Annotated in this window: 21 protein-coding genes and 1 pseudogene; 4 read left to right on the top strand and 18 right to left on the bottom strand. The window is 46.4% G+C overall.

Annotated features, from left to right (window positions below; all coding sequences use genetic code 11):
* The coding region (locus QUB44_RS13055; RefSeq protein ID WP_333367765.1) for a tetratricopeptide repeat protein at positions 1-1530 on the bottom strand (1530 nt) is incomplete at its 3' end.
* 83 nt (positions 1531-1613) lie between these two features.
* Between QUB44_RS13055 and QUB44_RS13050 the strand changes: the two genes are divergently transcribed.
* Entirely contained in the window at positions 1614-1832 is a 219-nt protein-coding gene (locus QUB44_RS13050; protein ID WP_333367761.1) for a hypothetical protein, read from the top strand.
* Positions 1833-2019: 187 nt separating this feature from the next.
* On the opposite strand, the gene QUB44_RS13045 is transcribed toward QUB44_RS13050, so the two are convergent.
* Entirely contained in the window at positions 2020-3240 is a 1221-nt protein-coding gene (locus tag QUB44_RS13045; RefSeq protein WP_333367758.1) for an FtsW/RodA/SpoVE family cell cycle protein, read from the bottom strand.
* A gap of 36 nt (positions 3241-3276) precedes the next feature.
* Here QUB44_RS13045 and QUB44_RS13040 point away from each other — a divergent pair, with 36 nt between their 5' ends.
* Positions 3277-3699 carry an EamA family transporter gene (locus QUB44_RS13040; RefSeq protein WP_333367756.1) on the top strand — a complete coding sequence of 141 codons (423 nt, stop codon included), beginning with the start codon at positions 3277-3279 and terminating at the stop codon, positions 3697-3699.
* A 110-nt stretch (positions 3700-3809) separates the two neighbouring features.
* On the opposite strand, the gene QUB44_RS13035 is transcribed toward QUB44_RS13040, so the two are convergent.
* The 3 genes from QUB44_RS13035 to apcA form a co-directional block, all read right to left on the bottom strand.
* Positions 3810-4013 carry a phycobilisome linker polypeptide gene (locus tag QUB44_RS13035; protein ID WP_006634929.1) on the bottom strand — a complete coding sequence of 68 codons (204 nt, stop codon included), beginning with the start codon at positions 4011-4013 and terminating at the stop codon, positions 3810-3812.
* A gap of 268 nt (positions 4014-4281) precedes the next feature.
* Positions 4282-4767 (bottom strand): allophycocyanin subunit beta, encoded by a 486-nt coding sequence (gene apcB, locus QUB44_RS13030; RefSeq protein ID WP_006634930.1) that lies wholly within the window; start codon positions 4765-4767, stop codon positions 4282-4284.
* Between the two features lie 176 nt (positions 4768-4943).
* Positions 4944-5429, bottom strand: a complete 486-nt coding sequence (gene apcA, locus QUB44_RS13025; RefSeq protein ID WP_333367753.1) for an allophycocyanin subunit alpha — start codon at positions 5427-5429, stop codon at positions 4944-4946.
* Positions 5430-6274: 845 nt separating this feature from the next.
* Between apcA and QUB44_RS13020 the strand changes: the two genes are divergently transcribed.
* Both QUB44_RS13020 and QUB44_RS13015 read left to right on the top strand, forming a co-directional pair.
* Complete coding sequence (locus QUB44_RS13020) at positions 6275-7477, top strand: hypothetical protein (protein ID WP_333367749.1); 1203 nt, start codon at positions 6275-6277, stop codon at positions 7475-7477.
* Positions 7478-7738: 261 nt separating this feature from the next.
* The gene (locus tag QUB44_RS13015) at positions 7739-8071 is read left to right on the top strand and encodes a transposase (RefSeq protein WP_333367746.1); all 333 of its coding nucleotides are present in this window, start codon (positions 7739-7741) and stop codon (positions 8069-8071) included.
* Positions 8072-8731: 660 nt separating this feature from the next.
* Here QUB44_RS13015 and QUB44_RS13010 read toward each other — a convergent pair.
* The 13 genes and pseudogenes from QUB44_RS13010 to QUB44_RS12950 all read right to left on the bottom strand — a co-directional run bounded on the left by QUB44_RS13010 (position 8732) and on the right by QUB44_RS12950 (position 19293).
* Positions 8732-9397 carry a Na(+)/H(+) antiporter subunit B gene (locus QUB44_RS13010; protein WP_333367743.1) on the bottom strand — a complete coding sequence of 222 codons (666 nt, stop codon included), beginning with the start codon at positions 9395-9397 and terminating at the stop codon, positions 8732-8734.
* Positions 9397-9981 carry a DUF4040 domain-containing protein gene (locus QUB44_RS13005; RefSeq protein ID WP_333367740.1) on the bottom strand — a complete coding sequence of 195 codons (585 nt, stop codon included), beginning with the start codon at positions 9979-9981 and terminating at the stop codon, positions 9397-9399. Before QUB44_RS13005 ends, QUB44_RS13010 begins: the two co-directional genes overlap by 1 nt.
* Complete coding sequence (locus tag QUB44_RS13000; RefSeq protein ID WP_333367737.1) at positions 9971-10258, bottom strand: monovalent cation/H(+) antiporter subunit G; 288 nt, start codon at positions 10256-10258, stop codon at positions 9971-9973. Before QUB44_RS13000 ends, QUB44_RS13005 begins: the two co-directional genes overlap by 11 nt.
* Positions 10255-10485: a hypothetical protein gene (locus QUB44_RS12995; RefSeq protein WP_333160917.1), complete on the bottom strand. Its 231-nt coding sequence runs from the start codon at positions 10483-10485 to the stop codon at positions 10255-10257. The genes QUB44_RS13000 and QUB44_RS12995 overlap by 4 nt, the downstream gene beginning before the upstream one ends.
* Positions 10486-10630: 145 nt before the next feature.
* Positions 10631-11014: a Na+/H+ antiporter subunit E gene (locus QUB44_RS12990; protein ID WP_333160891.1), complete on the bottom strand. Its 384-nt coding sequence runs from the start codon at positions 11012-11014 to the stop codon at positions 10631-10633.
* Positions 11011-12444, bottom strand: a complete 1434-nt coding sequence (locus QUB44_RS12985) for a cation:proton antiporter (RefSeq protein ID WP_333367734.1) — start codon at positions 12442-12444, stop codon at positions 11011-11013. Before QUB44_RS12985 ends, QUB44_RS12990 begins: the two co-directional genes overlap by 4 nt.
* Positions 12441-12779 carry an NADH-quinone oxidoreductase subunit K gene (locus QUB44_RS12980; protein WP_333160895.1) on the bottom strand — a complete coding sequence of 113 codons (339 nt, stop codon included), beginning with the start codon at positions 12777-12779 and terminating at the stop codon, positions 12441-12443. Before QUB44_RS12980 ends, QUB44_RS12985 begins: the two co-directional genes overlap by 4 nt.
* 494 nt (positions 12780-13273) lie before the next feature.
* Complete coding sequence (locus QUB44_RS12975) at positions 13274-14539, bottom strand: ABC transporter permease (protein ID WP_333367731.1); 1266 nt, start codon at positions 14537-14539, stop codon at positions 13274-13276.
* A gap of 92 nt (positions 14540-14631) precedes the next feature.
* A pseudogene (locus tag QUB44_RS12970) lies at positions 14632-15383 on the bottom strand (transposase family protein); the annotation flags it as partial.
* 122 nt (positions 15384-15505) lie between these two features.
* Positions 15506-16735 carry a transposase gene (locus tag QUB44_RS12965; protein ID WP_333367729.1) on the bottom strand — a complete coding sequence of 410 codons (1230 nt, stop codon included), beginning with the start codon at positions 16733-16735 and terminating at the stop codon, positions 15506-15508.
* 296 nt (positions 16736-17031) lie between these two features.
* Positions 17032-17364: a P-II family nitrogen regulator gene (locus QUB44_RS12960; RefSeq protein ID WP_333367726.1), complete on the bottom strand. Its 333-nt coding sequence runs from the start codon at positions 17362-17364 to the stop codon at positions 17032-17034.
* A gap of 98 nt (positions 17365-17462) precedes the next feature.
* Entirely contained in the window at positions 17463-18593 is a 1131-nt protein-coding gene (locus QUB44_RS12955; protein ID WP_333367723.1) for a sodium-dependent bicarbonate transport family permease, read from the bottom strand.
* Positions 18594-19047: 454 nt separating this feature from the next.
* Complete coding sequence (locus QUB44_RS12950) at positions 19048-19293, bottom strand: hypothetical protein (RefSeq protein WP_333367720.1); 246 nt, start codon at positions 19291-19293, stop codon at positions 19048-19050.
* Positions 19294-19635: the final 342 nt, after the last annotated feature.

The raw sequence follows: 19635 nt of genomic DNA, 5'->3' as shown, positions 1-19635 counted from the left end.
GATGGCTTTGGCGTAGTCGCCGAGGTTACGGTAAGCAATTCCCAGACTTCCGAGAGCTTTCCCCTCGCTTTGGCGGTCTTTAATTTCTCGCGCGATCGCCAACCACTGCTGAGTGTACTCGATGGCTTTGGCGTAGTCGCCGAGGTTACGGTAAGCAATTCCCAGACTTCCGAGAGCTTTCCCCTCGCTTTGGCGGTGTTTAATTTCTCGCGCGATCGCCAACCCCTGCTGAGTGTACTCGATGGCTTTGGCGTAGTCGCCGAGGGAAAGGTAAGCAATTCCCAGATTTCCCAGAGCCGCCCCCTGGCTTTGGCGGTCTTTAATTTCTCGCGCGATCGTCAACCACTGCTGTTGGTACTCGATGGCTTTGGCGTAGTCGCGGAGGGAAAAGTAAGCATTTCCCAGATTTCCCAGAGCTTTCCCCTCGCTTTGGCGGTCTTTAATTTCTCGGTCGATCGCCAACTGCTGCTGAGTGTACTCGATGACTTTGGCGTAGTCGCCGAGGAAACGATAAGCAAGTGCCAGATCTCTCAGAGCCCACCCTTCACCTTGGCGGTGTTTAATTTCTCTGGCGATCGCCAACCACTGCTGACTGTACTCGATCGCTTTGGCGTAGTCGCCGAGGAAACGATAAGCAAGTGCCAGATCTCTCAGAGCCCACCCTTCACCTTGGCGGTGTTTAATTTCTCTGGCGATCGCCAACCACTGCTGTTGGTATTCGATCGCTTTGGCGTAGTCGCCGAAGGAAAAGTAAATATTTGCCAGATTTCCCAGAGCTTTCCCCTCGCTTTGGCGGTCTTTAATTTCTCGGGCGAGCGCCAACTGCTGCTGAGTGTACTCGATGGCTTTGGCGTAGTCGCGGAGGACAAAGTAAGCATTTCCCAGACTTCCCAAAGCTTTCCCCTCGCTTTGGCGGTCTTTAATTTCTCGGGCGATCGCCAACCACTGCTGAGTGTACTCGATCGCTTTGGCGTAGTCGCGGAGGACAAAGTAAGCATTTCCCAGACTTCCCAAAGCTTTCCCCTCGCTTTCGCGGTCTTTAATTTCTCGGGCGATCGCCAACCACTGCTGAGCGTACTCGATGGCTTTGGCGTAGTCGCCGAGGGAAAAGTAAGCAAGTCCCAGACTTCCCAGAGATTTCCCCTCGCTTTCGCGGTCTTTAATTTCTCGGGCGATCGCCAACACCTGCTGAGTGTACTCGATCGCTTTGGCGTAGTCGCGGAGGGAAAGATAAGCAATTCCCAGACTTCCCAGAGCCCACCCTTCACCTTGGCGGTCTTTAATTTCTCGATAAATTATTAGTGCCTGTTGCCAAGACTCCAAAGCAGCTTGAAATTGACTAATCTGAAGCTGCTGACGACCTTGGTCTAACAGTCGATCTGCTTCGACTTTCCGCTGAGCTTGAGTTTGAGCCAAGGCCTGAGAATTGATGATTTTAAATTGAGAATTAGGGATAAATCGAAACTCACCTACAGTCAGCGCCGCTAAGATGGAGATCAGTGCCGACAATCCAATTTTTTGCAGTTTCATAACTTTTGACAGCCCTCTGGTTTGAATATCCGCTTGACACCTCAAAATATTGCTAACACTTATTAAAGCTCAAATGCCACTCCATGAGAATTGTTCGTCTTGATTTTCCTCTCGATATCTACAGCAATATCTTTGCAGCCCCAAACGATATAATTAAGCGGTGCATCTATTTAGGAAAAAACTCAATGGCTCACTCAACTCCAGAAACACCGCAACCAGACAAAAAAGAATTAACTCAGATCACAGCTAAACCTCAAGAAGAACAAGAAGAACCGCCAAATAAGGGTGACGGGCGGAAATAGTCGATCGACATTCATCTGTGACGATATAAATCTCGAATTGCCTTAAGATCGCCGACTTCTTTTTTTCTCAAAATCAGTGTTCTTCCCTACAATACCTGTTCCTATAAATTGGTATTCTGCCAGTAGTTTTTAAGTAATAAACTAACCCGATTTTTGCCAAAAACCGGGTTAGTTTGCTATTGACAAATTATTCAGTTTGTGCAGTGCCGTTGTTCGATCGCAACTTCGGCTTTCCCGGCTTTCCACGGAGGCCGTTTAAAGAAACCACATCAGCCTCAGAACTCTCCCTAGCCACCCGAATCAGCAACCCCGACAACAACAAACTTGCCAACATCGAAGAGCCCCCGTAACTAAAAAACGGCAGTGGCAAACCCGTAGTCGGCAAAACCCCCGTCGCCACCCCAATATTCAGCAGCGACTGTCCCACCATCACCACCATCACCCCAATCGCCACCAACTGAGACTCAATATTTCGAGCCTTCATCGCTACCCTCAAAGCCACAGTAGAGTATGCCGCCAACATCAGCAACAGCGAGAAACCTCCCACCAAACCAAACTCCTCAGCAAACACAGCAAAAATAAAATCGCTGTACTGAATCGGCAAATAAAATAACTTTTGCTGCGACATCCCCAAACCCACACCCCAAATGCCCCCAGAACCAACAGCCAGGAGACTTTGAATCAACTGATAGCCGTCTTGCATCGGATCAGCCCAAGGATTGAGAAAAGACATAATCCGGCGGCGCTGATATTCCTTAACACTAATACTTAAAACGGCTAAAAGCATTCCCCCCATAGCCGTTGCGCCCAACTGCAAGTAAGGCAAGCCCGCCGCCAAAGCCACCAACCACAAAGTCATCCCGCACAAAGCTGTGGTACTTAAATTTGGCTGCAACAAAATTCCCAACAGCATCGCACCGAAAATTAACAGCCAAGTTAAGCGAACTTTATTCGTCAACCGCGGCCAGTTACCGAAAATGCGGGCGCTTTGGAGAACAAAAAACGGCTTAATCAACTCCGAAGGTTGAATAATCGGAACCGGGCCCAGAGATATCCAGCGAGTCGCCCCGTTGATTGTGGTTCCCACTCCCGGAACTAAGGTCAACCAGAGCAATCCCAGCAGCAATAAAACGCCTAACTGAGATGTTTTCATGATGTAGCGCAGTGGGGAGTACACTATCAAGTTAAAGCCTGCCAGCCCGATCGCCACTGCGATGAGCTGTCGTTTAAAATAATAAAGCCCGTCTCCAAATTCATAATTTGCAATGGGATAGGAAGCCGAAAACAATGCTGTCAGCCCGACAAACAGCCACAGAAAAGTCAGCCACCTCAGCCACCGGGCCTCTGCGGCCCATTGAGAGGCGCTGGGGTCAAAAAAGGGAATCAAGCGTCGAATGTCATTAGCCATAGGATTTTAGAATGCTCTCAATAAACTCTAACAAAGATGGCTAAAGTACCAGATTGGTTAATTTACGCATTAATCTGCTCGCTATTATATGGTTTGTGGGGATTTTTTGGCAATTTAGCAACTAAATATATTGACTACAAAAATGCTTTTGTTTATGAAGCAATTGGCGCTATTTTAACTACTTTATTTATTATTTTTCACACTAATAATTTTAGTTTTGAGGGAGATGTTAGGGGAATTTCGTTTGCCATGTTAGTTGGCGTTGCTGGCACGGTGGCATCATTAGTATTTTTTATAGCCCTTGGCAAAGGTGAAGTTGCCAATGTGGTGAGTGTTACGTCTATCTACCCGCTGATTACTATATTATTATCGTCTTTATTCTTGAAAGAGGCTATTACATTATCACAAATGCTTGCTGTTTTGTTAGCGATAATCGCAGTTATACTTTCTGCTTATTGAAATATTTGTCAATGATTAGATTAACAACGCTGGACGTTCTTTCTTCTGCTATAACAACAAAAAAGAGGTCATAGCGACCTCTTACCCCTCTACTAATCCAGCTTCGGCTCTTAAAGTAAACCTGTATTAGCTCCGGGCTTACCGGTAGCCAGTTGCACTTTAATAATTCTGCCGCCCATTTTCATAATTCTTTGCTGTTCCCGGAACCAATTGTCGTAAGGAACGAGCTTAGTAAAATAGGTATTTTGCAATTCGCGCTGAGTGCGGATGCGGGTTTGACTTGGGACGCAAGCAGTCACCTTAAACATTCTCATGGGAAACGAACTCCTGAGTAGGTTTACAGATTATTAGATGGATTTTTTAAAGATTGAAGGCAGGGAGTTAGGAGTCAAAACTAGCTCGTTAAAACTCGTCGGGCTTTCTCGACAAGCCTTTGACGGTCTAGCAATCACTCTCAACTTCCCTGACCTCTTTTCAAAGGCAAAGGTAACAAGTCCAAAGTTAAAAGTTAAAAGAGGCAAGAAATAAGTATTTTTCTTTCTTCCTTCTTCTTCCTTCTTTCTTCTTCCTTCTTCCTGAGTTTTAGCTCAAGCCTGAGCAGATGTAGTCGAAATAGACGCCCATTTCTTTACCAGCGTCAGAACCGACCAAACCAGCGGTGACTTCTTTCATTGCTTGGATTGCTTGTACGGTAGAACCGATGGGCACGCCCAAGGAGTTGTAGGTTTCTTTCAAACCGTTGAGCACGCGCTCATCGAGGATGGAAGGGTCGCCAGCCAACATAGCGTAGGTGGCGTAGCGGAGGTAGTAGTCCAAGTCGCGGATGCAAGCTGCATAACGACGAGTGGTGTACATATTGCCGCCGGGACGAGTTACATCAGAGTACAACAGAGACTTAGCAACTGCTTCTTTGACGATTGTGGCTGCATTGGCGCTGATGGCTGTAGCGGCGCGGACGCGCAGTTCGCCAGAAGCAAAGTAGTTCTTGAGCTTGTCTAGAGCGCTGATGTCCAGGTACTTACCTTGAACGTCAGAGGAATTGATAACGGCGGTAATTGCGTCTTGCATGGTTGTCTTGTTTCCTAGAAAGTGGCTGAGTCAGTCCAATTTTGGAGCTAGAATTTGGAATTTGGGATTTGGGATTTAAGATTTTTAACTGGCTGGTTATTTGCAAAAACTTTTAGCTTGTTGCCGGCAACCCCCAATTTTTCAATCTAAAATCGAAAACCTAAAATCGAAATTCCTTACTGCATCGCACCGATAACGTAGTCGAAGTAAGAGGAAGCTTCGGAAGCATCTTCTCCAGACAGCAGCGAACTTGCTGCATTTTTCATAGCGCGAACGCCTTCGGCGACGGCTTCAATCGGGGTTCCGAGAGATTTGTACATTTCGCGGACGCCGACAATACCGATTTCTTCGATCGGAGTAATGTCGCCAGCTACGATTCCGTAGGTAATCAAACGCAGGTAGTAGTCCATGTCGCGCAAGCAAGTTGCGGTCATTTCTTCGCCGTAAGCGTTGCCGCCGGGAGAAACAACATCAGGGCGCTTTTGGAAAAGTTGGTCGCCTGCTTGCTTGACGATGCGTTCGCGGGATTCGCTCAAAATTTGGGCGATGCGGACGCGGCGTTCACCAGAGGTGACAAAGCTCTTGATCCGATCTAATTCACCTGGGCTCAAGTAGCGAGCTTCGGCGTCTGCGTTGACGATTGATTTGGTGACGATACTCATCTTGTGTGTACCCGCTGGATATTTTGCTATATGAACTGCTCTGCGCTGAGCTAGCGAAGGCGGGCGCTTGCGTCCCGTATCTTTCCTGCTCAGGCAGGAGCTTTGACGGGGAAGGCTGGACTTTCCACAGTCAGCAACTGTTGAAGTTGTTGGCGGGTGACTGCCTTCGGTGCTTAACGGCGCTGGTTCTTCACGCCGGTGCGGTTGTGAGTGCTCGCACTAAGCCTGTCGCTTACAATACCATAAATGACTGATGCGATCTTTAATTTATGATCAAGATTGCAGCAGGCCACTTAGTGGCGATCGAGTGACTGTCCGGCAGTTAGTAAGGATATTGCTTCTCTGACACAACTACCTCTCGCAAGTATTTTGAGGCATTATGTTCACATTCTGAGTGTTACTGTAATAGTTTGTAACATTCCTTTTCATATTTGGGCCCTCGCTTGGGTCTGAGAAGTTAAAATATCACCGGAAAGAACTATCTGAAATTATTTAGCAGCAAGGGTTGCAGGCGATCTAGACCTCGCTGCATGAGTGGTGACGGGCGAGGGCGCGAGGTTCAAAGGCTTGGCCCTGAGAGGGAGGGAAGCGGGAGATGGGGGGAGACAGCAGGGAGACAGGGGGAGAGGTGCGATCGTCTCACATCTTGCAGCATTCTCAATAAGTTTTGGACGGGCGAGCTCTGGGGTTCAACCCCTACTCCCCGCAAGAAAACTCACTCTTTATGTTTGTCGAACAGGCCGGAAAGCCTGTTCTTGATAATGGTGCAAGATATCTGAATCATCGGAAATCATGACTTTCGACCTTGTAGCTAGATTTGACTCTCACTTTTAATCTGGTGCGCCGTGAAAAGAAATCTATCAGCCCTTAAAAAAGCTTTACAGTTTGGCATTAGCGGTGCTGTCGGCGGTTTCGCCGGCAATCTAATCACCGAACCTTTCATGCAGGGGCTCACTGGTTCGGAATCTGTTGTTGACAGTGTATTGTCCACAGCTCGCTGGTTTGGGCTCGTAGGCGGTGGCATTGCTACTGCTATCATGTTCGGCTATTATTACTATATCAAAGGCAAGCCTCAAATTAAACAAGCTTTAAAAAATGGCGGATTGTTTGGTTTAATAGCAGGAGCAATTTCTGGGGCGATCGCCGAAGGTATTTACAGCGGAATTGGCGACGGAAACAATGAATTATTGCGAGTAATTTGCTGGGGAATAGCTGGCAGTTTGTTAGGACTTGGACTTGCACAGCGGATTCCTAATTTGGGGGCGCTTCGCGGCATGGGAGGCGGCGGTGTTGGGGGTGTGTTGGGCGGCTGTTTGTTTATTCTGTTTGCTTACAATCTATCCGGTACAGCAGGCCGTTTAGCTGGCTGTGCTGCGATCGGTTTTTGGATTGGAATTATGTTGGTTGTAGCTGAAACTTTGTTCAACAAAGCTTGGCTGGTCATTAGTTACGATACGGGAGCAAATCGCACTCTCACTCTGGGTTCGGAACCAGTGACTTTTGGCAGTGATGAAAATTTGTCTATTATCTGCATTCCTAATGTTTCGCCCTTGGCTATGCGGTTTCAATTAGAAGCAGGTCAAATTGTTTGCGAGAATGTTGATAGCGGGGCGGTGAGTTATTTGCGATCGGGCGACCAAAAGAAAATCGGCAACTGTACAATTACAGTAGGAAATTCTGACTTGCCAGCCCCAACACCGGCAAATATTCCGCCTACCTTTATATCAGATCATCCCGCAGTAAATTCTTTTACCAGCAGACAATTTTCCCTAAAATTAGGCAATCGAGTTATTCCTCTGAGTGCGGGAACTCAATTATTCACCTCTGACATACCGAGTTTAACAGCCGCAGCATCTAACGGCCTTGTAGCTATAGTCACTTCTCGATCGAGAAACGAGCTTTCGTTAGGATTGACCAATGTGTCCGATCGCGCTTGGTGGGCTACCGACATTCAAGGTGATATAAAAATGGTAGAACCTGAAAGTACCCTGACTTTGGCGTTGGAAACTCAAATCGAATTCGGTGAATTAGAGGGCGTAATTGTGTAAGTAACAGAGTAAGCTGTTGCACATTTGTATCCGCTCAATAATTCGGGGCGGACTACCCACTTAGGAGCGATTGTGCGTCATTTGAGGTGCATCTTTGAGCAATTCACCCCGAATTATTGAGCGGATCAAAAAAACCTGGTGTAGTAGCCAAGCTGGAACAGACAGAGTACAAAAGTTGAGAGTTGAGTATTGGGAAAAAATGAAAAATATCGAGACCGAGAACCTTTTATCTCTCTCCGGGAACGGGGATGATGGACTTGTTTGGCTAGAACTCATGCCCGCTCACAGATAGGGAGAAGAGTCGGTGGAATCAAGCCATTTTATGCAGAGGCTAAAGTCACAGTTATTGGCGCAATTAGTCTGAAGAAAGTTCGGGCAGTAATAACAATGGATGATTCAATAGATGGTTCAGCATTTAGTTTATTTATTGACCAGTTTTTATGCCTTCAATTGCCGCCGGTAGCGGTAGTAGTAATGGATAATTTATCTTCCCCTAAACTCACCTCAATTGTACTAATGATTGAAGCTGTCGGTGCGCGTGTTATTTGTTTATCACCCTACTCTCCCGATTTTAATCCTATTGAAATGTGGTAATCACAGCTTAAATCGTTTTTGCGAAGTTTTGCTCCCAAGACCCCAGCAATGATTGATAGGATAATAGAAGTTGCCCTCGATTTGATGAATTATAGCCCTTTAAAAAATTTGTTCACTGATTGTTGTTACTGTACCACATAGCATAGGGAAGTGCTGTAATTTTTACCGATTTTTAGGCTGGCTTTTCATCATTAAGAATCGGGCAGAGGTGACTAAACTATGAATTATAAAATCTGATATTTTTCCTCAGTTAAAATTGTATATCTCAATCATCTGCTCACAATTAAAAAGATAAAGTTTTCAATTCTTTAAAAAGTAAGAAAAACGGTTCATTCAACTATCAATAAAATTGATATAGCAATCCTAAATCATTTGTGAATTTCTTACTCCCTCCCCTTGATAAGGGGAGGGTTGGGGTAGGGTAAAAAGTTTACGACTCCTGCAAGGATTGCTATAGTTGATTTTTTAGGGTTCGAGCCTGACATTAATATTTTCATTCAGAATTTTAGCTGTGCTAAAATTCTAGAATGAAACAGCCCTGCCCCAAAGCGGGGAAGTTTCGATTAAACCGCAAAGAACAGAGGACACAGAGGATACAGAGTCAGAGAATGAGAGAGATGAATAATTTCGATGCCAATGGATTTGAGCTAGGAACATTTGTCATAGCAATCCGCGATAGCGAATAAACACCAACATCACTGCCCACGATCCTAATGCGACTTTGACTGCAACCAGGATATTGAGCAAGGGGAGAATGCCACCGCTGAAAAGTGTGCCTAACTCTCCGTGCGGTAACTCATATCCTGACAGAGTGATAACGGACAATACAATGAAAACAAGTACCGAAACCTTCTCCAAAGTCGCCGCGTGCCAGCGCTGGTAGATTTCTTGCATCCACTGCGGTGATGAGGTAATAGCCACCAAGCCGATCGCAGTTCCCCCCGCTACACCCGCCGCAAAACCACCGCCTGGACTTAAATGCCCGCGAATTGCTAGTTCGATACCCACCAACGCGGCAATCGTCGCTCCCAATCGCGCCAAAATAATCGATGGTTGATCGGTAAACTGATATATGGCGCAGGACGGCTGTTCATTGGCTAGCATGAAACTTGCACCCAAGATGGCGATCGTAAATACCACGACTTCAAAGATCGTGTCGTACAGCCGATTTCGAAAAATGATACCGGAAACCGCATTGGATACTCCACTATCTTGAACAACCAATTCGACGATCGAACTTTGCTGCGATAACTCCATTGTGGGATTGGCGACGAGCAGCATTTTGACAAACAGCGCTATCCCTGATAAAAAGTAAACCCACTTCATCAATGCTTGTCCTCTGCGTCTGGTGTATTTACATAGGTTAGGGTTGTCCCCGGTGCAAGTTCGGTTTGCATGATGTCGTAGACACGCCGAACTCTGATTGCGGTGTTATAAAGTTGCGATTCGCCGCTGTGTTCTAGTTGGTCTTGTGGCGCACAAGCTGCATGAACTTCTTTTTCGAGCAACGCCCGCTGCAATGCCTCTGTAGTCGCATAGGGAACCAGTTCCAGGCGCACATGGCGTTTATGAAAAACTCTGCGAATGTCATCTATCAGTTGCTTAAAATCACCTGCGGTTTTGTCGTTTGGTATAGCATCGCCCTCTGTCCCCTCTTCGATTACACCCAGACGCAGCACGAGGGATGAACGCACCGTCACTGCATAAAGTGTAATCGCGAGCAGGGTGCCCATCAAGGCTTCGGTCAATCCCACATCCCCCGCGCCTAAAATTGTATACACCAAGGCGGCGATCGCTCCCAATACCCCCCGCAGTAGCAATGCGTGGTATGGATTGACCTGAAATACCACCATACCAGCAGCTAAGGGTAGCAGAGCGACGAGGACATAAATGTAGCTATTATCGTTCATAGTCAGTCCCTGTTTTGGAACAATGGGCCAACACATATCCCAGCATTGTGTTCCAGGTGGCTAAGCAAATGATCGCCAGAATCAGCAGGGGCCATTTACTGGGTATTTGCAGCAGCAATCCGACGACGATCAACATTGACCCAAGCGTGTCTGCTACCGAAAGACTGTGCAGTTTATATAAAACCGATCGCTTCCCAAGTAGGTAAGAAGTACCCCAAAACCAGAAAAAAATCCCTATACCGATGCAGGTATAGCTCAATACATCTATTACGATCATGGTTCACTGATACGTTTGATTATATGTGCCAACAACATCAATCCAGCTTCACCCACACTGAGGATAATCGCCGCCACCACACCGATCATCCAATCATCGCGCCAGACGGATATGACGAGAGCGATGATTGCCGTTTTCGTCGAGATACTGGCAAACGCCAACATTGTTTGCCAGATATCATGATCTTTCCATACCTCGTACATGGGTATGAGCAGAGCCAGAATCATCGCAATTAGAATCAAGTTGTTCAAGTTGTTCAATTGTGTGGACTCCTGATTTTTCTTACTTAGCTAAATCGGAATTATTCATTTCTCTCTTCTCTTCTCTGACTCGGCGTCAAGAGCGGTTAAATCATTCAGAAAGAAACTTGAGCTAGGTGTTTGATGTCCGTTGCACTCGGTGTACTTCGTAAAAACCCTCTTCGTGATATTTCACAACAATCGTCTTAGGAGTAAAAGTGATCACGAAGACATCTAGGAAGATCAGCAAGGGCGATCGATGGTTTGGCACTTTTTCCATGATCACATCTTCGTGTCTATGGGGGCGGAAGATGAGTTCAAAAGCTTCTATATAAGCTATCGGAATCGCCCTCAATATTTTACCGAACACCCCCAACCATTCCCTCAAAGGTTCCGGGGGTGCGTAGCTGCGCGGCAACAGGAAAGCAATGATGATGCCGATCGCAATATTTGCCAAACTAAAATCGGCTGTGAGTAGAAACCAGATCGTCAGTCTTAATATTAGCTGTCCAATCATGTTGAGAATGCCATCCAGAATAGTAGGAGCGAAATCAAGCTCATAAAACCGACCAAGTGATCGAATTGTTCAAGCATACGTGGCAGTTTGATTGCCGTGCGTTGAAAAATTAGAAAATAGGCTAACCAACCAACACCGACGGTGGCGATCGCCTTAAGCATATTTTCCAGCGTATAAGCCTGAACATAAAAGGCATTGGCTGCAATCAGCCCACCTAGCAACAGCAACACCGCAGGCAAAAAACCAGATTTTGATTTTTTTGCTTCTCCACCACGGGGCAGAAAGATGAATTTAGCAAATAGGATAGCAGTTCCTACTGCTGCCACATTCATGGCTGTCGCATAAGCGGGTGTCAAATTCTTCAAAGTCAACATCTTTGCCCCAAAGCCAACCAAAAAGGGAAAGCCTGAGATCGAAAGGCTAGCCACGACTAAGGCAATCCAGAGCTTAGTATTGATCTGCTTTTGTCGCAATTCCTTAAAGTCGCGGCTGGGTAAAGAACCCGCAATCAGGAATAGCGCCGATTTGACCAAGCCGTGGGCGAGGGCATAAAAGCCTGCCACTTGCGGGGCTGCGAGAATCCAACCTAACTGCGAAACCGTGCTGAACGCCAGCATCCGCTTGGTATCCTTTTCAAAGATGCCATAGAACACGCCCATAAACGCCGCCCCGACTCCGAAAATCTGGACGATAGGTGCCACCTCCTCCACCATCAGCGCGCACCGCACGAGGGGATATACCCCGGCTTTAACTACAATTCCTGACAGCAAAGCCGACACTGGCGTTTCTGATTCCGAGTGAGTTAACGGTAGCCATAACCCCGATACAAACACACCTCCCTTAACCAAGAGCCCCATAAAGATCAGGGCGATCGCCTCTGGGGGCGCTGCACCCAAGCCGGCAAAACTAAACGAATTACTTGCCTTATAAACCAGCACGGCACCGACTAGATAAAACAGCATTGCCGTGTTGCTAATAAATAGATAGCGCAAAGCTACCCAAATCGAGCGATCGGTGCGAGGATAGGCAATCAAGAGAAACGCCGCAATGCCACTGACTTCTAACGCCACATATAAACTGATAAAGTCCGTAGAGGCAAAGGCTGCATTCAGGCTGCCATGCACCATGAGAATCTGTGCGTAAAAAAATGCCGTCTTATCTGTGGGCCAACAGTAGATAATCACCGCTGCCGTGACTAAGGCATTGGTTAAGATAAAGTAGCCACTCAAGCTATCGACTAGCAAAGTCACGCTGAAATTATCCAGTAACTTCAGCGTCACCGCTGACGGAATCGTAAAAAGTTCGCATGCAAAAGCAGCAGATGCGATCGCTCCGAATATGGCGAGATACTTGTCAAGCTTCGGAATCAAATAAATACTAAACCCGACAAAAAACGGGAGTCCTATCCAGGCTAGCGTCAGGGTATTCATGGGGTATTATTCATCTCGATTTCGTTACTTTCTAATGTCGGATTATCTCGTGCCAGTTTCATCACACTGACCAGCATTAAAGCCTGAACTGAAAAGCCGATCACGATCGCCGTTAAGATCACCGCTTGGGGAACCGGATCGGCGTAAGCGACAACATTTTTCCCCTTTGAAATAATTGGTGTCAGCAAGCCTTCTCGCGATGCCACCACCACGTAATAGGCGATAACCCCTGTACTCATGACATCCATACAGACGATTTTCATGAGCAGGTTCTTTTTAAAGATGATACCAAAAAATCCGCAAAATACTGTTGCCAATACCAATGCTTCTAACATGGAAATTGCCTGTTGGATAAGGGGTTTTGGTTATTATATTTGAATTAGCGTATATTATTTCTAATTGCACTTAGACATTTTCTAGCCCCTAAACTACCTGAAACGCAGTCTAGGTAAGGGAAAGAGTTTGTTGACTGTTGGCTGTTGACTGTTGGCTGTTGACTGTTGGCTGTTGGCTGTTGGTTGTTGGCTGTCAGTCGAAAAACTGAATGATGGTTGAGTGTTAACTGTTAACTGTTAACTCGATTTTACGCCCGACGATCGAGCGCGGATTTGATATCAGAGGTGAAACCCTTGTCAATTATCGACTGAGTTCAATTCAAGCTCAAACCGTTTACCTGTCCCCGTTTGCAGCCATTTTTGACCTTGTTTTTGTCTAAGTCCCGTTAGCGAATCTGTGGCCGACAACGAAGTCCGATCGTCAATCAAACCCGGTTTCTGACCACTCGTGCGTCCAAGACTGTTGAATTTAACGGGGTCGAACGTCACTAACTTCAATCATTCCGCAAAGCTGCGATCGGATCTAAGCGAGCCGCATTCCGAGCCGGCAATACTCCCGCCAATAAGCCTACAGTAAAAGACAGCCCAAAACCTGCGGCGATCGACCATACAGAAACCACAAACGGAAATTTAAACGCTGTCGAGGCCCCAAAGGCGATCGCAACTCCCAACCCAATTCCCGCCGTTCCCCCCACCGTGGAAACTAAAATAGATTCCGCCATAAATTGAATTAGAATTGCTGCATTAGTAGCGCCTACCGCTTTGCGAATCCCGATTTCCTTAGTGCGTTCCACAACAGACACCAACATAATATTAGCAATACCGATGCCGCCAACCACCAAAGAAATTCCGGCGATCGAACCCACCATCACCGTAAATAAACCTATCACATTGCTGAAAGTATTAACTATCTCAGCTTGATTTACAACTCGAAAATCATCCGGTTGTGGTGGATAAATATTGTGGCGCAAGCGCATAATATTTTCTACTTGAAATTGAGCATCAGCTAAATCCGATTCGTCGGCAGTTTCCAACCAAAAACCAGAGATCGCAATCCCCGCTAAAGAATTTCTCCCCACAATCCGCGAAGACATATTTTTGAGGGGAATATACACTCGATCGTCCTGATCGGTTCCCCCTACAGACCCCTTGCTTTCCATCACTCCAATCACCTTGTAGCGGTTTCCCTGAATGCGGATATCGGAGGATAGCGCATTAGCTCCGGGTCCAAAAAGTTCGTCCCGCACCTTAGACCCCAGGACAACTACTGGCTCAGCAGCATTCAATTCATCCTCATTAAAAAACCGTCCTTCTTGGGGTTGAATGTTCTTGACATCTGGATAGTTTAAATCTGTACCCAAAATAGCAGTAAATGAATTTTGTCCGGCATAAACCACTTGCACTTGACGCTGCAAATAAGCCGAAATCGCCTTAACTGCGGGAGCTTGTTTGCCGATCGCCCTAGCGTCATCCCAAGTAAGAGTAGTAGCAGAACCGCTTCCCTGACTGACACCGCCCGATCGCGAAGCGCCGGATAAAACCAACAGCACATTTGTACCCAAAGCCTTTAACTGTTCTTCAGTTGATTTTTGTACTCCCTGTCCCACCGAAGTAATGGCAATTACCGAAGATATCCCAATAATTACGCCCAGCATAGTTAAACTGGTACGCAACTTATTATTCCACAGCGCCTCTGTCGCCATGAACGCGATTTGAACATTAGAGATTTTGTTGGTACCGGGGCGAGTCTGTAATTTCATATTAGACCTATTGCAAAAAAAAATCTATGTTATAATTAAAGCTTTTGAATTTTAGACCTGAGAGCTAACTCATAATTGTAAAGTGCTGACTACAAATTATAACAGAGACCATAACGGCGGCGACGATTTCGATAACGACTTGACAAAATTTTGAAAACTTTTAGACTCCTATTAACATATTCAATCACTATTCGAGCCTGGGCTAAAGCTCGATTATAGTCTTTTTCTAAAAGAGAAAGATTCGCCTTTTTAGATTTCTTTTTAGAAGTCGAGCTATTAAAGCGATAATCTTTTATCCCTTGATAGCCACTATCTTGTAAACTATCGCTTGAGGGATAGAAATGAACATTGCTTTTTTTTAACAAGCTGAAATCGTGGCAATGCCCCAGTCCAAAATTTAGGCAAATAATCTGTTTACTTTCTTGATTAATGACCATTTGCATTTTTAGGCTGTGGCTTTTTTTCTTGACTAATAGTATTTTTTCTGTTTTTTTCGTTCGATAGCAGTTTCTGTGACATCCATTACCACAACTTTGGTGACGCCCAAAACCTTTGAACAATGCTTTTTTCCCAGGAATACCAAACTTCCCCGTTTTCATTAAAGTTGATTCAATGTTAGTTACAATTCGGCAAATCGTTGATCCGGATACTCCCCAATTTGTCCCCCTATGAAAATAGGTTCGATATTCTCGCCAATATTCCAAGGTCACTAAAACTTGTTCTTCAACAGTTAAGGCGATCAAGGCGTCCTCGTTGATCTTGAGGATTTTCATTCCCGGAATTGTTCTCAAGAGTTAACCATTTCTTTAAACGTTTGAATCTGGACACCAAATCTCCGTTTAAATTACTCCGGTTTCAAATTTAGATAAAGCGGCAATGACCATACCACCGATCACAAAGGCGAGCGTTGGGGACTGCAACTGAGACCCAAGTCCCGCAGGCAAGAAATACGGCTAGTGACAACTCCTACACCAACTGAGTAGAGTATGGTGTAGGCTTCTCAGTGACTCCTGCTATTGCATAGGACGTTAACTGAGCTTTAAGAACGGGTTGCCCCACCGCTCTATTTTTGATTACTATTGCGGCATTATGGTCACGGTCTAGACTGCACCCACAGTGAGGACAGTCATGCCAACGAATATGCAGCTTTTTTGGTACTTTCTCGCCACAATTAGAACAATCTTGTGAAGTATTATGGGCACTTACTGGGACAACCAACAAACCCGCGTTTTCGGCTTTGTTTGTCAGTATCGACAGAAAACTTGACCACCCAGCGTCCAACACAGATTTAGCCAACTTTGTACGAGCTAGACCTTTGATGTTTAAATCCTCGTGTGCGATTACGTCATATTTTGACAGCAGCCAATTAGCTGTCTTGAAGTGGAAATCTTTTCTTTTATCTGCAACCTTCTTGTATTGTCTGCCCAGTTGCTTAATAGCTTTAAGCCTGCTATTGCTCCCCTTTTTGCGACGTGACACTCGCTTTTGAATAGTTCGCAAGCATTTTTGTTCTTTACGGTAATATTGGGGAATAGCGACTGTTTCGCCTTCAGATGTTGTCAAAAAATCCTTCAATCCCACGTCAATACCTGTTATCGAGCGAGGATTAAAGTCTGGCTTTATCTCTGGAACTGTCTTGTCTTCTAGGGAGAGCGTAAGGTAATAACCATCAGCTTTCTTGGTGACAGATGCGGTTTTGATTTTGAACCCGTCAGGGATAGGACGGTGCAAGACAACTTTAACTTTCCCAAACATCGGCAAGTTAATCAAGTTGTCCTGTAAGCATCCCTCTTTCATTTGCGGATAAGTAAAGGTGCGATAGCGGCTGCGAGCTTTGAATCGAGGTTTTCCGCTGCGTTTTCCGCTGCTATCACCTTTTAGGAAACGGTCAAATGTTGTCTTAACTCGCTTAACTACATCCTGAAGGACTTGCGAATATATTTCGCTATACCAAGGATGTGTTTTCTTGAGTTGAGGTAACGTTTTCTTTTGCGAGCAATAATCGGGATTGTCTCGCAGTTCAGGTAGATAACAGACGAGATGGCAGGCGTTAACAGGAGAGCGATTTTGTTCGTACCAATTAAATCTATCAGCCAACAGGTAATTGTATTGGGCAGACAGCATGGATAGCCATCTGTCTAGCTCAATGACTTGCTGTTTTGTTGGACGTAGTTTGTACTGGTAAGCCGTTCTCATTAATTGGCAAATATTGGATCGCAGTCGGTACGCATCAATTAGTGTTACTGTACCAGAATGCGTTATTTACTGTCAAGTACAAAGGAGAAAATAGACCCATTAAATAAATAGTTTGTTTGTCTCGTCATCCACCCGCCCACCGCTCAAAACATAGTTTTGAATTGGTTGACGGTGGAATCCACAGCGAAACGCGACTTTCATCCCACACTAATCGAAGCGATATAGTGTGGGGATTCCCGTCTGGCTACTAAAAACCGGGGTCATGCCCCGGCTTTTTAGGTTTGTGTCGTCTCGATTCAACAGCCGTCTGGTCCACAGAAACTGTGCCCGTACAGTACCTCCGCGTCACAGATATAGATCATGCCCGCAAAATCGAGGAAAAACTTCACTGCGACCTGATCCGCAATATTCTCCGCCATATCCCGATCCGGGGTGAGCACCTCGAATTTTATATTCGCCGTGGTGTCAGAAACGCTGGGTTGTCCCGACGAGCGCACGTTGCGACTGCCTTTACCGCCGGTTTCCACAACCGTATAACCCGTTGCCCCGGATTCTTCGATGATATGGGCGATCTTTTTCAGCAGAATCTTTTCCGTGACGATGACAAGCTTTTTGGCTGGCTTGGGCATATTGGTTACCTCCTTACCTACGTATGTTGATCTTAATATATTGAGTCGCTTGGTCTGCCGGGTCAAGGGAGCGCCGACAGACCGCGACCCGTCTGGGATTAGCTGCCGCCTATCGCCTGGGCAAGCCCGAGGAAGAGCGGTATTGCCACGCCGATCGCAATGGGTGTACCGATGGCTGTGGATGCGCCGATGTAGGCGGAGGGATTGGCCGACGGAATCCCGGCTCGCAACGTGGGCGGACCTGAGATGTCTGAACTGGAGGCGGCAATAACGGCCAGGATCACAACACCGCCCAGGCTGAATCCTGTGGTGTAGTGGGCAATCATGCCGAGACCGAAGGCGATGAACCCATGCAGCAGCGGTGCCACTACGCTATACACGACGTACCACTGGGCCACCTTACGTAGTTCGCCAAGTCTTGACCAAGCCTCCATACCCATGACCAGCATCAAGATCGAAAGCAAGCCGCGGAAGAGGGGGTCGTAGAAGCTTTTATAGACACTTTCCGGCTGGGTGAACAGACCAAGAGCAATGCCGAGCAACATTGCCGATAGGGCAGGACCCTGGAGGCTTTCTTGCACGATCGGCCATATTTTGACCCGATTATCCGCAGGCTTCTGCTGCTTGCTGAGATACTCTTGCCGGTTGCGGGGATAATCCTGCTGATCGGGATAATCGCCTGCTGCAACGGGCTGCTTGCTGAAAGAGTCCTGCACGGTAGAGTGGGCTGCTGCACTACCCTTCTTCTGGTTGAGATAAATGTTGGCCACCACAATCGCCGTTACGAGCGCTGGGATATCCATGAAGGGATAGAGTGCGGCAGCCCATGCCTCGTATGGCATGTTTTGTTCTTCCAGTAGTGTCAGGGCTGCAGCCATGGTAGAGCCACTCACAGCACCAAACAATCCCCCGGTCGCAATCGCATCTATGGTGTTGACCTTCGGCAGCTTAGCCAACGTATAGCGCGCGATGAATACCACAAGAACCCCTACTGCTACAGCAGACGCTGCGGGTATCACCATCTCCGTCAGGTTGGAATTGCGGATCGCCTGACCACCGGTCAGACCGATTTTCATGAGCAGCATGAAGACGATGATCTGATTAATCGCCTCTGGAATTATTAATTCGCTACCAAGGGCGGCAATGACCATACCACCAATCAAAAACCCGAGTGTTGGGGACTGCAACTGCTTAACGAAGTCCATTAAAAACAAGGACAAAAAATCCATGAATACCTCCTTCTGCCTCCTCTAAAAAAGAGCGATTATTGCGATCGGTGAGCTTTAAGAAGTAAGGGTGCAGCGCTTCAACCCTGCCGACAGGTGTTAGGCGAACACCTGTCAGCAGAAGGTTCAGAGATGGTCGCTCTCCGAATGGGGCTAGAAGGTGTCGCTGTCCCGCAGTAACTTCTATAGATCAATACCTATTAAGACCCAAAATTCTATGTACTTAAGTCATATCCTTAATTTCGCACAAATTTGCGATCGCTTTACATGGATATGCCAAGTAATTTCAAATTCAAATCATAAGTTTTCCTTTTATTCTCAGAAACCCGTATATCTATGGTCAGTGTAAATTGCGATCGCAGAATTTTCTCTATACACGGATATTGCACCGAGGACGGTATGGGATCAGCCAAATCGGAAGAGTTGCGTTGACACCAATCTTCTAGCAATGGCTGAGCTAATCAATCGACATTTCGGGGGGAGTTGTTGCCGGCTCATAAGTCGTGGACGGACTGTAACTGGCGAGGTTAAACCACCCCACCGCCAGTAGGAGACCGAAGCCACAGCCCAACAAAAAAGTCCAGGCGTGAGACGAATCGAGCACGCAGAGCAGGCGGCGATCTGCGCTATATACCTGCACTAGCCAGCCTTCGCTGGTGTTGACAAATTTGGTCGGCAGTTTAGTTGGGTCAAACTTGTTCATAGTGTCCGCTCCATGCTGATCGAATGTGTGTGGCAGTGGCGGGAACTTGCCCGCCGCTACGGAAATACCTGTCAGAAATTCCCCTGTGAATGGAGAGTGTCTCAAGGAGAGAGACTGGGTCGCTCAAACCTAACATTGATGTCGAACAGAAGACAGACATCTATGGTTTTGCCTTGAACAATATTCTTAAGTTTATACTTAGATTTGCTGGTTGAATGGTGGCCATAGCGCCAAAAGGATAAGTGTTTTTTATAAAATGCTTCAGCTATAGCAATCCTAAATGATTTTCTCTATCTAGATCAATCCTAAATGATTTTCTCTGTGTAAGTATATTGACGTATT

It is taken from the genome of Microcoleus sp. AT3-D2, from assembly GCF_036705715.1.
Taxonomy (GTDB): domain Bacteria; phylum Cyanobacteriota; class Cyanobacteriia; order Cyanobacteriales; family Microcoleaceae; genus Microcoleus.
This window is presented reverse-complemented; position numbering and strand designations above follow the sequence as displayed.

What these genes read in the sequence shown, in the direction of transcription:
- QUB44_RS12950 (WP_333367720.1), bottom strand. Translation starts at nt 19,293, where the DNA reads ATGAACAAGTTTGACCCAACTAAACTGCCGACCAAATTTGTCAACACC.
- QUB44_RS12955 (WP_333367723.1), bottom strand. Translation starts at nt 18,593, where the DNA reads ATGGATTTTTTGTCCTTGTTTTTAATGGACTTCGTTAAGCAGTTGCAG.
- QUB44_RS13010 (WP_333367743.1), bottom strand. Translation starts at nt 9,397, where the DNA reads ATGAAGTGGGTTTACTTTTTATCAGGGATAGCGCTGTTTGTCAAAATG.
- QUB44_RS12975 (WP_333367731.1), bottom strand. Translation starts at nt 14,539, where the DNA reads ATGAAATTACAGACTCGCCCCGGTACCAACAAAATCTCTAATGTTCAA.
- QUB44_RS13005 (WP_333367740.1), bottom strand. Translation starts at nt 9,981, where the DNA reads ATGAACGATAATAGCTACATTTATGTCCTCGTCGCTCTGCTACCCTTA.
- QUB44_RS12980 (WP_333160895.1), bottom strand. Translation starts at nt 12,779, where the DNA reads ATGTTAGAAGCATTGGTATTGGCAACAGTATTTTGCGGATTTTTTGGT.
- QUB44_RS13050 (WP_333367761.1), top strand. Translation starts at nt 1,614, where the DNA reads ATGAGAATTGTTCGTCTTGATTTTCCTCTCGATATCTACAGCAATATC.
- QUB44_RS13045 (WP_333367758.1), bottom strand. Translation starts at nt 3,240, where the DNA reads ATGGCTAATGACATTCGACGCTTGATTCCCTTTTTTGACCCCAGCGCC.
- QUB44_RS12960 (WP_333367726.1), bottom strand. Translation starts at nt 17,364, where the DNA reads ATGCCCAAGCCAGCCAAAAAGCTTGTCATCGTCACGGAAAAGATTCTG.
- apcB (WP_006634930.1), bottom strand. Translation starts at nt 4,767, where the DNA reads ATGCAAGACGCAATTACCGCCGTTATCAATTCCTCTGACGTTCAAGGT.
- QUB44_RS12990 (WP_333160891.1), bottom strand. Translation starts at nt 11,014, where the DNA reads ATGATTGGACAGCTAATATTAAGACTGACGATCTGGTTTCTACTCACA.
- apcA (WP_333367753.1), bottom strand. Translation starts at nt 5,429, where the DNA reads ATGAGTATCGTCACCAAATCAATCGTCAACGCAGACGCCGAAGCTCGC.
- QUB44_RS12985 (WP_333367734.1), bottom strand. Translation starts at nt 12,444, where the DNA reads ATGAATACCCTGACGCTAGCCTGGATAGGACTCCCGTTTTTTGTCGGG.
- QUB44_RS12965 (WP_333367729.1), bottom strand. Translation starts at nt 16,735, where the DNA reads ATGAGAACGGCTTACCAGTACAAACTACGTCCAACAAAACAGCAAGTC.
- QUB44_RS12995 (WP_333160917.1), bottom strand. Translation starts at nt 10,485, where the DNA reads ATGATTCTGGCTCTGCTCATACCCATGTACGAGGTATGGAAAGATCAT.
- QUB44_RS13000 (WP_333367737.1), bottom strand. Translation starts at nt 10,258, where the DNA reads ATGATCGTAATAGATGTATTGAGCTATACCTGCATCGGTATAGGGATT.
- QUB44_RS13040 (WP_333367756.1), top strand. Translation starts at nt 3,277, where the DNA reads ATGGCTAAAGTACCAGATTGGTTAATTTACGCATTAATCTGCTCGCTA.
- QUB44_RS13035 (WP_006634929.1), bottom strand. Translation starts at nt 4,013, where the DNA reads ATGAGAATGTTTAAGGTGACTGCTTGCGTCCCAAGTCAAACCCGCATC.